Raw genomic sequence first — 12,354 nt, 5'->3', positions numbered from 1 at the left:
TGGGGATGTCTGAATTCGGCGTACCGGCGAGGTCATGCGCCTGGATGATGGCGCTGCCACGGTAGAAGGTGAAAGGCGATTCGATCATGCGGCCATAGCGCAGCGGCACCAGCCGTTCGACACGGCCGGCGCTGTTGATCTCCAGCAACCCGACGGGATCTCGTTCGACGCTGCCGACCGCGACATGCGCGCTGCGGGGAACGTGTTTGCGCGTGACTTTGCCGCGTTCGCGGCGGGATTCGATGTCTTCAGGGGTGTCCACAAGCTTTCCTTGGATTACGGCTCTGTCTTTTGCGTTTCCGGGTGTTGTTGCCGGTATGGATTTCCATGCTTGTCTATCTCCAGGCATAGGCGATGCCAGCGCCATAAGTGATCTGGTTGCGCGTGCCGCGCTGCGTCACGATAGGACTGTCTCCGGCACTGCCGGTGAGCCGCTGTCCGTAGACCATGGCGCCGGCGTACCAGTTCTTGTCGATCTGGAAAACCAGCGCAAGCCAGCCGGTCACCTGCTGCAATCCGCCGCCGGGCGCGTAGACGGGCAGGCCGCTGCGCGCGGCATCGTCCGGCGTCACACCGTAGTAGGTCTGGTTGAAGCCCTGGCTCACCCAGCTTGCGCCCAGCCCGGCCCCGGCATATACCCGCGGATGCAATGGCACCCAGCCGCTCCCGTTGACACTGAGGCGCGCACCCGTGTAGACCACGCCCGCATTTGTCACCACCGCCACGCTGCCGCGCAGCCGGTAGGGAATGCTGCCCTGGTCCAGGTACTCGTAGCCGATGAAGCCGCCCGCCTCCACCGTGGTCTTGATTTCGTGAATCTGGGAGACCACGGGATCGTCGACATCCTTGCGCCCCAACCGGAGCGCCCCTGCGGGCCCCCACTGGAAGCCGGTGACGCCACCAAAGTTGTATTGCGCATAGGGTCCGTACCATTCGAACAGGTGGCCGCCTGGCGTGACATAGCGCACCCCCGGCACCACGCCGATCATGCGGTCCTTGCCGCCGGCGTATTCCGTCGTGGAGCCAAAGCCGGCGCCGACCATGTTCGGCAGGGAATTCGGCAGGTCCACCGGCCCGGCGGCGGCCTTGCCGGACATGACGGCTGCCAGCAACATGGCGATCGACAAGCGCAGCGCGCCGGCGGTGCGCCGCCCGGCCGGGGGGGATGATGCGAAACAAGCCTGCAGCGGAGGTGGAAGCATTGTGGAATCGCTCCGGATGGAAACCAAGCTTAGACCAGCCATGGCGGCGTGCTTGCTAGCCACTGGCCGGATTGAGCGGTGGCAAAGATCTCGCCGCATGATGACCGGAACGCGTGGAGCGGCGCACCAGCCCCGCCCTGGCTTCATCCAGTGCCTTGCCCAGCGCGGCTGGCGGCACATCGCCTTGTGTGGCCGCCGCGCCATAGCGGCTGGACAGCAGTTGCTCCCCCGCCGTGGCAAAAGTCGCGCTGCCGGCGGCGCGTTCGGCATCGCCAAGCGCCGCGGGGCGCCCAAGCACAGCGGGCGCGCGCCGGGCCACCCGGTCGAGCCAGGCGTACAGGCTGCTCACCAGTGCGCTGGCGTCCTCGCCCTGCTGCGCGCGCCGCAGCCGCGCAAAGGCGGCGGCCTCGGAGCTTGCATAAGCCAGCCGACGCTGGCGCCGCCAGGCCTTCAGGCGCCCAACCGCGCGGATCAGCCGGGGCAACAGCAGCCAGGCCGCCAGCCCCAGCACCACCAGCACTGCGGCGCAATAGGCTAGCCATTGCGGATCCAGGCGCGCATGGCGTCCCGGCAGCGCCGCCAGGGGCTCGCCCGGAATGCCAACCGGCGGCTGGTAGCCGGGGTTGGCGGAAGCGGAAAACCGCAATGGGGGCACCGTGGCCGTGCGCAACTTGCCAGCACGGATGTCCCACCATTGCACGCTCACCCCCGGCAACTCGTAGCGGCCGGACTTCTGCACCAGATAGGTGGCGGCATCGACCCGGCGCCCGCCCAGAAAACCCTGTCGCTCCTGGCTGATGTCCTGCACGCGGGGCGCCTTGGGATAGACCGCGAGCCCCGACACCGGCCCAAATGGCGTGGGCGGCAGCAGCATGGCCTGCACGCCGTCGGCGCTGATCTCGATGGTCCGCGTAAAGGCGTCGCCCTGCTTGAGCGTGCGCAGGTCATGGTCGATGGACTGCGTCAATTCCAGCCGCGATGTCCCGATAGCGTTCTCCGCGCCGGCCGGGCGCGGCACCGTCTTGACTTTCAGCGTCAGCGCGGGGGTGCGCACCTTTACCACCCCGCTCACCTGCCCTACCTGCAGCGTGAGTTCCAGCGGCGCAATGGCAAGATCGCCGCCGGTCTGCGGCGTGACGATGTACGAGCGCGATACGCCGAACCACTTCACGCCCTGGATCTCTTCGCTCAGGTTGGTGGCATCGTCGCCCGGCGGGCTGACGATAGCGCCGGGAATCTCCAGCACGGGAAAGACCGGCGCCTCGGTGAACCAGTTGGTAGTCAGCGCGTCCACCACCAGCTTGACAGGCTGGCCCTGCGCCACCGCGCCGCCTGGCTCCAGATGCGCGCGCGCCATCGACCGCGGCCCGTCAGCCAGGACCGGCAGCGCGATCAGCAGGCCCAGCAAGGCGACAATGGTGGTGTAGAACAGGAGGCGTTTCATGGCGCGGCCTTGCCCTGCGCCGGCTGCTGCGCCTCGATCTGGAACTTCTGGCGCAGGAAATCCGCCGGCGAAATCTGCAGGTTACGCATCCATAGCTCGGCGTTTTGTTGTTGCACGCGGCTCATATCGGCCTTTTCCTTCTTGCCGCCATCGTCCTTGTCGTCGAACTGGATTTTGTCCGGCGGCGTGTCCGGCGCTTCCTCGCCGTCGTCTTTCTTCTTCTTTTTCTCCTGTTCGATCAGCGCCGCGATGAGGGCTCGGTTGGCGATGGCCTGCGCAAATCCGGGGCGCCCCTTGAGCGCGTTGTCATAGGCCGAAAGCGCACGCGGATAGTCCTTCAGCTGCGCATAGCAGTTACCCATCATGAAAAAAGCATCCGGGGTGGCCAGGGCGGCAAACGCGGTCAGCGCGCCCGCGAAGTCGCGCGCGCGGTAGCTGGCCCAGCCACGCCATATCGGGTCCTGGAAATGCGCCGCGGCGGCGGTGTAATCCCCGCGCTCGAAATGCCAGCGGCCTTGCTGGTCGGGGGTGAGGAAGGCATCCAGGAAAAACGCCTTGATCGATGCCGTCGTGAGGACCACCGGCGCCGCCACCGCCGGGCGCGGTGCCTGCACAAGCAGGGCCACCAGCAGCGCAGGCAGCCAGCGCACCACCCAGCCGCGCCGGAACCAGAAGGCAGCCAGCAGCGCGATGGGGATGGTCAGGACGTAGCCCGCCTCCTTCCAGCGCACCTCGGCGTTCTTCTCCTGCGCGGCCTGCATATTGCGCACCGCGCGGCGCTGTACCCAGTTCACATCGTCGTCGTCCAGCGTCAGGCTGGCCAGCGGGATGTCGGCATCGGACGAGAGCGCCTTCAGCGCCGCCAGGTCCAGCGTGCCCTGCACCGGCCGGCCCTGCTGGTCGGTGGCCACCCGGCCATCGGCGGTACGGATCGGGCCGCCCTGGGTAGTGCCGGCAGCCAGCACCAGCACCTGCACCTGGCTATTGCGGGCGTGCGCGGCAAAAACGGGGATTTCCGCCCGGTCGAAGCCATCGGTGATGAACAGCACGGTGCCCGCGGCCGACTCCCGGGCCAGCAGGGTGTCGGCGAGCGCCAGCGCGGCGGCGGCGTTCTTGCCCGCGCGCGGCATCATGCCGGTATCCAGCGCGTCCAAATACAACGCCATGAACTGCGGGTCATCGGTAGGCGGCACTACCATGTGCGCCGTGCCCGCGTACACCACCAGCCCGGTGCGCGAGCCCGCGCGCAGCTGCATCAGGTCGCGCACCTTCTGCTTGCCGCGCTCCAGCCGGGTGGGCGCCAGGTCCACCGCGTCCATGTTGCGCGACAGGTCGATGGCAACCACCATCGGCGCCTTGTCCTCGGTAAACGGCGGCGGCTCGCGCTCCCAGGCCGGCCCCGCCGCGGCAAGGCCGATCAGAACCAGCGCGGCGCACGCGCCGTGTACCGGCCGCAGGCGCCAGCCGCGCCCGCCATCGACGATCAGCCGCTCCAGCAGATGCGGGGCGATCACGCCCCGCCAGCGCCGGCGTGGGTCGGAGAACCGATGCCAGGCGAAGACAATCAGCAACGCCGCCGGCATCAGGAGCAGCCACAGGGGGCGCAGGAAATGGAACTCACCGAAATCCATTCAGTGCCCCGGTTCCGGCGCGACGCCCTGGCCACGGTCCACCAACGGCTGGCGGCGCGGCCGGCGGATGGCGCTCAGCAATAGCATGACCGCGTGATACAGCAACAGCAGCATGCCCGCCGCGGCGAGCGGATAGTAGAAAAGATCGCGCTTGGGCTGGTGCGACTGGCGCTTTACCTTGACTGGCGTGATCCGGTCCAGCGTCGCRTAGATGGACTCCAGCCCGGCCAGGTCCTCGCCACGGAACGAGCGGCCTCCCGTCATGCTGGAGATCTTCTGCAACGCACCCAGATCGACCTTGTTCTCGCCCGTGGCGTTGATGTCGCCGATGCCGATCGTATGGATGATCAGCCCCTTGTCCCTGGCGATCCGCGCGGCCTGCTCCGGCGGCACCTTGCTGGCAGTGTCGTTGCCGTCCGTCAACAGGATCAGTACCTTCTCCTGCGCGGGCGATTTTTCGGTCATGCGCACGCCCACGCCAATGGCGTCGCCAATCGCCGTCTGCGGGCCCGCCATGCCGATCTGGACTTCGGCGAGCAAGGCCTTGACGCTGTCGTGGTCCATGGTGAGCGGCGCCTGCGGGAACGCCGCCGCGCCAAACACGATCAGGCCGATGCGGTCTTCCTTGCGGCGGTCGATAAACGTGCTGACCACCTGCTTGACGGCGGTAAGCCGGTCCACGCGGTGGCCGTCGGCTTGCGCGAAATCCCTGGCCTCCATCGATTGCGACAGGTCGATCGCCAGCATCAGGTCGCGCGCCGGCTCGGTGCGCTCGATCGGCGGGTCCACCCGGACCGGCATGGCCAGCGCGGCCACCACCAGTGCCCAGCACAGCGGCGCCAGCAGCCGCTGTGCCCAGTTGCGGCGCATCACCACCGCGCCCTCGGAGGGCCGCAGGCCGGAGCGTTCAGCCATTTCCTCGAAGAACGGCACGCGCACGGCAGGCATGGTTTCCCGGTAAGCCGGCAGCAGCAGCCAGACCAGGATGGGCAACAGCAGGACCAGCGCGGCCCACGGGTGGTCAAAGGTGAGCATGGTGCTGTCCGATCCAGTCGCGCAGCAGCGCAATCAGCGCCGTCACTTCGGCAGCCGGCGGCGGGCGCTGCCCGTAGGCCAGCTCCGGCAGCAGCCGGCCAGGGCCATTGCTGAAACCACCGCCGCGCCAGGTGCCATCGAGATAGTCCAGCCATGCCTGCGCGGACAGGCTCGCCACCTGCGTGCGCGGCGCGAACGCCAGCACCACGCGCTTGACCAGCGCGGGCAAGGCGGCAAGCGCGTCGCGGCGGCTGTCGGCGCCGGCCGCCGCGGCCAGGCCGGCTTCAATGCGCGCCAGCTCCGCGAGCGCGTCGCGCCGGTAGCGGTTTGCCTGGCGGCGCCGCCAGGCGCGCCAGGCCAGCAGCCCGCCCAGCGCCAGCAGCAAGGCGGCCAGCACGGCCCAGCCCCAGGTCTGGGGCAGATAGGACGCAGGCGGCGGCAAGGCGATTTCCTGCAGGTTTGCCAATGTGCCGGCGGCCTCCGGTGCGCCTGCACCTGGCTGCACGGCATCGGTGGCGTAGGAACGGGTCAGGTCTGCCATGGAGTATCCGCCGCGCGCCTCAATGCCGGCCTGGCGCTTTGCCGCGCGGCGCCAGGCGTCCCAGGAAATGCCGCAACTGGGCCAGGGCCTCACCCTCCGTGTCGATCGGCATCATCGGCACGCCGCTGCGCTTGAGCAGTTCGGTGACCTCGTGCAGGCGCCCGGTGAAGAAGGATTCGATCGGCTCGCGCGTGGTCTTGTCGCCCATGTCCAGCTCGACCTGCAGATGCCCTTCGGTCACGACCATGCGGCCGGTGTGGTGCGGCACCGCCTGGAACAAGGGATCGAACACCATCGCCGCGATCACGCTGTTGTGGCTGGACAGCTGGCGCAGCAGGTCCTGGGTACGCTGGCCGGCGCCCGCGAAATCGCTGATCACGCAGATGAGGTGGTCGTGCCCGGCCAGTTGCAAGGCGCGCTCCAGCGTGCGGTCGAGCTGGCCGTAGACGGGCCGCGCCGCGCTGTCGGCGTGCAGCGCCTGGTTCATCCGGGCGATGGCGCCCAGCACGGCCTGCACGCGGGCACGGCTGCGCAGCGGCCGGATCAGCGTGGTATCGGAGTCGTTAAACACGATCGCGCCCACGCGGTCGCCCGCCTGCAGCGCCATCCAGGCGCACAGCCCGGCAAACTCCGCGGCCAGCACCGATTTCATCGCCCGCCTGGAACCGAAGAACATCGGCATGCGCTGATCCACCACCAGCAGTACCGGCAGGTCGCGCTCCTCGGTATAGACGCGCACCAGCGGCTTGCCCATGCGCAGCGAGGCCTTCCAGTCCAGGTGGCGGACATCGTCGCCCTGCTGGTAGCCGCGCAGTTCTTCGAAGTTCAGGCCGCGCCCGCGAATGCGCGAGCCGTGCTTGCCCGACAGCACACTGGCGTGCGGCTGGCGCATGGTGAAGCCCAGGTCCCGCACGGCCAGCTCCAGCCGGGCCAGGTGCGCGACGTCGACCCACACGGTGCCGAGCTCGCTCCCGCGCACCACCGGCATCGCGGGATCCTTCATGCGGGCACGGCCACGACTTCGACCAGTTTGTTCACCACCGCGTCGGCGTCCAGCCCGTCCGCGCTGGCGTCGTAGGACAGGATCAGCCGGTGCCGCAGCGTGGGCAGCGCCATCGCACGCACATCGTCGGGCGTCACGTGATCGCGTCCGTCCAGCCAGGCGTTGGCGCGGGCCGCGCGGTCCAGCGCTATGCCGCCGCGCGGGCTGGCGCCCAGCGCGATCCATTTCGCCAGTTCGGCGTCAAAGCGGGCCGGCGTGCGGCTGGCATTGACCAGGTCGATGATGTAGCGGTCGATCGCGTCAGCCACGTGGACACCGTGGATCTCTTCGCGCGCGGCAAAGATCGCCGACTGCGGCACCCTGGCCTGCTCCGCGCGGGGCGTAGCGGGCGCCGCGCTGCCCGTCTCCTCGCCGCGCACGAGGCGCAGCACATCGCGCTCGTCGTCGGCTGCGGGATAGGTGATCAGCACCTTCATCAGGAAGCGGTCCATCTGCGCCTCGGGCAGCGGGTAAGTGCCTTCTTGCTCGATCGGGTTCTGCGTGGCCAGCACCATGAACAGTTCAGGCATGGGATGGGTGGTGCCGCCCACCGAGACCTGGCGCTCCTCCATGGCTTCGAGCAGCGCGGATTGCACCTTGGCCGGCGCACGGTTGATTTCGTCGGCCAGGATCAGGTTGCCGAACACGGGGCCCGGCTGGAAGCGGAAGCTGTTCCTGCCCGCCTCCTGGTAAAGGATGTCCGAGCCGGTGATGTCGGCGGGCAGCAGGTCCGGGGTGAACTGGATGCGGCGCATCTGCGCGTCCAGGCTCGCGGCCACGCTCTTGACCATGCGCGTCTTGGCCAGCCCGGGCACGCTCTCCAGCAGCAGGTGGCCGTTGGCCAGCAGGCCGATGACGATCTGCCGGATCACTTCGCCCTGCCCTTTGATGGACTGCTCCACATGCTGCTGCAGCGCCGCGATTGCCTCTCTGGAACTCATTGTCCAAGTCTCTCGTAGCCTCGGCCGCAGGGCCGGGGTAAGTCGCGAGAATGGCCCGCCAGCAGGACCGACGGGCCACATCGTTACACAACAGCCGCGGCTACTTTTTCTGCGACCTCAGCTTCTCGATCCGCTCGTCCACGGACTTGCGCACCTGGTCCACGCTGAAGCTGGCTGGCTTCTGGCTTGGCGGGTAGGCCACGAAGGTCTCGAGGAACACGGATGCCTTCATGGTGGCGATGCCGGTCAGGTAGGCGTTCTTGGTCATCCAGTCGTAGTACTGGTCAGAGGCGACATCTGCGCGCTCATAGGGGTCCATGCGCAAATTGAAGATCTTTGGCAGTCGCAGGCAGGTGAAGGGATTGGCCCAGACCTGCATGCCCCCCGGCGCGCGTTGCTCGCAGAAGACAGCCTTCCAGTCGCCAAAGCGCATGGCCACCAGATTGCCGTCATCGTCAAAGTAATAGAACTCTTCGCGCGCTCCCTTCGCATTCTTGCCTGTCAGGTAGTCAAGCTGGTTGTAGCCGTCCAGGTGCACCTTGAAACTCTGCCCGGATTTCGGCGACCAGCCCTTCAGCAGGCGATCCTTGACGGTGGTATCGCCCACGGCGGCCAACAGGGTCGGGAACCAGTCCAACCCGGAGAACATCTCGTTGGAGACTGTTCCCGGCTTGATGCGCCCCGGCCATCGCACCATGGCGGGCACCCGGAACGCCCCCTCCCAGTTGGTGTCTTTCTCGCTGCGGAACGGGGTGGTTGCCGCATCCGGCCAGGAGAACTGGTTGGGCCCGTTATCGGTCGTGTAGACCACGATGGTGTCTTTGGTGATGCCCAGGTCATCCAGTGTCTTCAGCAGCTTGCCCACATCCTCGTCATGCTCCAGCATGCCGTCGGCATACTCGTTGCCGGGCATGCCGCTGCGGCCCTTCATGGAGTCGCGGACATGCGTGAACAAGTGCATGCGGGTGGTATTCATCCAGACGAAGAATGGCTTGTTGTCCTTGGCTTGCTTCTTGATGAACTCCTGCGCTGCGGCAGTAGTCTCGTCGTCGATCGTCTCCATCCGCTTCGTGGTCAGCGGGCCGGTGTCCTGGACCTTGCCATCGGCGAACGAGTGGATCACGCCGCGCGGCGAGAAGTTCTTCGCGAACGGGTCGTTCTTGTCCTTCGGCCAATAGGGGCGCTCAGGCTCCTCCTCGGCATTCAGGTGGTAGAGGTTGCCAAAGAACTCATCGAAGCCATGCGCTGTCGGCAGGTACTCGTTCTTGTCCCCAAGGTGGTTCTTGCCGAACTGCCCGGTGGCATAACCTTGCGCCTTCAATGCCTGGGCAATCGTGATATCGCCCTTCTGCAGGCCCACCGGCGCACCCGGCGCGCCGACCTTGCTCAGGCCGGTGCGCAACGGCGTCTGCCCGGTGATGAAGGAAGAGCGGCCCGCCGTACAGCTGTTTTCGGCGTAGTAGTCGGTAAACATCATGCCCTCGCGCGCGATGCGGTCGATGTTTGGCGTCTTGTAACCGACCACACCCATGCTATAGGCGCTGATATTGGTCTGCCCGATATCGTCGCCGAAGATCACAAGGATATTCGGCTTCTTGGCGGACGTGCTGTTCGGCGCGCTCGCTGACGCCTTGGCAGGCGCGTCCGCTGCCATTGTGGTGGTTGGCGCGGTTACCAGCCATCCGGCGGCCGCGATCGGCACCGCCACCGCGAGCGCGATAGCCGCTCGCTTCAGTGAGCGATTGATTCGCATGTGTGCTCCTCCTCTGTTACCCGACCGCTGCCGGCGGCCCCGGTTTCCCCAATCCGTGTTCTCGAATCTCTCGTTGCTCAGTCCCGCATGCCCAGCATGCGGCGGAAGTACTGGTTGGCCTCGCCGCCCTGCACGGCCAGCCCGATCTCTTCCCGCCAGCGCTGCCGGTCGCCGGCGTAAGCGGCAAGCGTGGCCGCGTAGAAGTGCATCAGCCGGCGACGCTCCTGATCGATATCCGCCTGAAAGGCAGGGTCTGCGCCGCGCAACGGCGGTGCCATATACAGATCCAGCAAGGCGGGCAGCACGCGCGATATCTCGTCGCGCCGCACCCAGCCCGCGTATTCGATCAACGGCCGATCGTCCGTCACGGCCGGCGCGCCGGCGGCGTAGCGCTCCAGCCCTTCCCGTCCCGTCACCCAGGTGGCGAGCAGCGCGGCGGGCGAATTGATGCCGACCTCGCGCAGGGCGCCGGCCACGGCTGACTGGTTGAAGCGCGCCTGGATGCGCGCGGCGTCCAGGTCCAGCGGCGCATCCGAGCCCACCAGCAGCATCTCGTGCACCTCGGTAGTCCAAAGCGAGGCGTGCGGGAACGCGTCAAGGAAGCTGCGCACCAGYGCGCGGGAGTCTTCGTCGTTCTGCGTGGCCAGCGGCAGCCACTGGGCAAACAGCCCGCCCGGCTGCAAGCGGCTGCGCGCCAGCTCGTAGAAATCGCGCGAGTAGAGATTCACCACGCCGGCAGCCGATGGCGGCGGCGGCTCCAGGGTGATCAGGTCGTAGCGCTCGGGGCAGCGCAGGAGTTCATGGCGGCCGTCGCGCACGCGGATGTCGGATCGGGGATGGCGGCTGACGTCGTAGTTGCCCCGGAACTCCGGCACGGCACGCACCACCGCGGGCAGCAGCTCGGCCGTGACGCGGCGTTCCAGCCCCGGGTATTGCGTGAGCGCGCCCGCGGTAATGCCGGTGCCAAGCGCAACCACCAGCGCCGAGCGCGGCTCCTGCGTGTGGACCAGCAGCGGCAGCAAGGCCTGCAGCCGCATGTAGCGCAGCGACCCGATGGCGTCGCCCGAGTTGGAAACACCTGAGATGTACAGGCGCCGGAAGCTGGCGCCCGGCCTGCCCTGCTCGATCACGGCGACCGTGCCGCCAGGGCTTTCCTCGTAGGAGACCAGGGTGCCGTCCTTGGCCTCGGCCAGCAGCCGCGCGAGGCGATCGGGCGGCGTCAGCACGGCGGCCACTGCCACGCAGACGCCGATGCCCAGGGCGGCCGCGCACAGGGCGGGCCGCACGCCGGGGCCGCGCAGCACGGCAACCGTGCCCACCGTAGCCGCCGCGGCGGCGAGTATCCCGAGGGTATGGACAAGGCCTAGCGCCGGCACAAGCACGAAGCCGCTCAGGAAGGTGCCGGCGATGCCGCCCGCCGTATTGAGCGCCAGCACAACGCCGACGTCGCGGCCGATATGACCGGGTTCGGCACACAAGCGCAAGGCTGCGGGAAACGCCGCACCGAGCAGCATCGTGGGCGCAAACACCACGCACAGCCCCGCCASTGCAAAGCGCGCGYACATTGCGGCCAACTCGCTGCCCGTGGCCGCCATGACCACGCCTGCCAGGCTCACCTGCAACTGGACCAGCCAGTTCCCGAGCCCCGCCAACTGCAGCAGCGCGACCAGGCCCGCGAGCCCCACCAGCACGCCAAACACGCCCCACGGATCGCGCACGCGGTCGGCAAAACGGGCGTAGATGGCGCTGCCTGCCACCAGGCCGCCCAGGTAGGTGGCCAGCACGATGGTGAAGGCAAAGCTGCGCGTGCTCATGAACTGCACGATGATCTGCGACCAGACGACTTCATAGCCGAGCGCGATGCCGCCGGCCACGGCATAGAGCCCCACCGCCAGCCGTGCCCGCGCTTGCGGCGCGGCCACGGGTGCGGCCGCGGCGGCATCGATTGCCCGAGGCGCGCTGGCGCGGCCAAAGCCAAACGCCGTTGCCGCCAGCGCCAGGTTGACCAGCGCAGCGGCCATGGCGGCGCCACGCACGCCAAACGAAGGCACCAGCATGAAGGTAGTCAGCAAGGCGCCGGCCATGGCGCCCAGGGTATTGGCGGCGTAGAGCCCGCCGCCGGTACGCGCCACCTTGCCCGCCGGCGGCGCGCAGGCCGCCATCAGCGCGGGCAAGGTGCCGCCCATCAACAAGGCAGGCGCCCCGATCAGCGCGAAAGGCAGGCACCAGGCCAGCAGGCCGGCGCGGCTCTCGATCGCCACGAACCACGGTGCCGCCTGCGCCAGCCCGAGCGTGGCGCCAAGGCCCAGCACCGCGATGCCGAGTTCCAGCGCGGCGTAGAACATCAAGGGCCGTGCCGCGCGGTCCGCGCGCCGGCCCAGCGCCCAGCCGCCGCAGGCCAGGCCGAGGAAGAACGCGCTGACACCCGTGGTGACGGCATAGACGTCAACGCCAACGATCAACGCCACCTGTTTGATCCACAGTACCTGGTAGACCAGCGCGGATGCACCGGAGGCGAACAGCAGCGCCGCCAGCAAAGCCCCATGCGTCTCTGCCGCTTCCAGCGCCAGGGGCCGTGACGGCATTGCGGGCCGTCCCGGTGGCGGTGCCGCCATCGCGGCTGAATGTGCCCGGTTCCTGCTCATCTGTCCCAGCCTCCGCGTGCATCCCATCCCGCGCCGTGCGGGCGCCGCCGCCCCGCTACAAGCGACCGGTCCCGATCCGGCTCATGCGTGTCATGCCTTCCCTGTCAACGAACCGCGATT

At 68.1% G+C, this 12,354-nt stretch carries 10 protein-coding genes; all 10 read right to left on the bottom strand.

Going from position 1 to position 12,354, the window contains the following annotated elements; translation table 11 throughout:
- On the bottom strand, positions 1-262 hold a 262-nt coding region (locus AC1DT6_RS36405; protein WP_477111979.1), incomplete at its 3' end, for a DUF2252 family protein.
- Between the two features lie 73 nt (positions 263-335).
- On the bottom strand, positions 336-1,202 hold the full coding sequence (locus AC1DT6_RS36400) for a MipA/OmpV family protein (protein ID WP_441637478.1): 867 nt from the start codon (positions 1,200-1,202) through the stop codon (positions 336-338).
- Between the two features lie 55 nt (positions 1,203-1,257).
- The gene (locus AC1DT6_RS36395; protein WP_477102128.1) at positions 1,258-2,646 is read right to left on the bottom strand and encodes a hypothetical protein; all 1,389 of its coding nucleotides are present in this window, start codon (positions 2,644-2,646) and stop codon (positions 1,258-1,260) included.
- Positions 2,643-4,277 carry a VWA domain-containing protein gene (locus AC1DT6_RS36390; RefSeq protein ID WP_441637474.1) on the bottom strand — a complete coding sequence of 545 codons (1,635 nt, stop codon included), beginning with the start codon at positions 4,275-4,277 and terminating at the stop codon, positions 2,643-2,645. The genes AC1DT6_RS36395 and AC1DT6_RS36390 overlap by 4 nt, the downstream gene beginning before the upstream one ends.
- Positions 4,278-5,312: a vWA domain-containing protein gene (locus tag AC1DT6_RS36385; protein WP_441637472.1), complete on the bottom strand. Its 1,035-nt coding sequence runs from the start codon at positions 5,310-5,312 to the stop codon at positions 4,278-4,280.
- A complete protein-coding gene (locus AC1DT6_RS36380) occupies positions 5,299-5,853 on the bottom strand; it encodes a DUF4381 domain-containing protein (RefSeq protein WP_477102130.1) in 555 nt (184 codons plus the stop codon). Before AC1DT6_RS36380 ends, AC1DT6_RS36385 begins: the two co-directional genes overlap by 14 nt.
- A gap of 19 nt (positions 5,854-5,872) precedes the next feature.
- On the bottom strand, positions 5,873-6,856 hold the full coding sequence (locus AC1DT6_RS36375; protein ID WP_441637242.1) for a DUF58 domain-containing protein: 984 nt from the start codon (positions 6,854-6,856) through the stop codon (positions 5,873-5,875).
- A complete protein-coding gene (locus AC1DT6_RS36370) occupies positions 6,853-7,836 on the bottom strand; it encodes an AAA family ATPase (protein ID WP_441637240.1) in 984 nt (327 codons plus the stop codon). Before AC1DT6_RS36370 ends, AC1DT6_RS36375 begins: the two co-directional genes overlap by 4 nt.
- Before the next feature lie 100 nt (positions 7,837-7,936).
- Positions 7,937-9,589 (bottom strand): arylsulfatase, encoded by a 1,653-nt coding sequence (locus AC1DT6_RS36365; protein WP_441637238.1) that lies wholly within the window; start codon positions 9,587-9,589, stop codon positions 7,937-7,939.
- 77 nt (positions 9,590-9,666) lie between these two features.
- Complete coding sequence (locus AC1DT6_RS36360) at positions 9,667-12,174, bottom strand: spermidine synthase (protein WP_477115402.1); 2,508 nt, start codon at positions 12,172-12,174, stop codon at positions 9,667-9,669.
- Between the last annotated feature and the right edge of the window lie 180 nt (positions 12,175-12,354).

The sequence above is a fragment of the Cupriavidus sp. 01L45 genome, from assembly GCF_056399885.1.
Note: the sequence above shows the minus strand (reverse complement) of the source record. Positions and strands in the feature narration are given on the sequence as shown.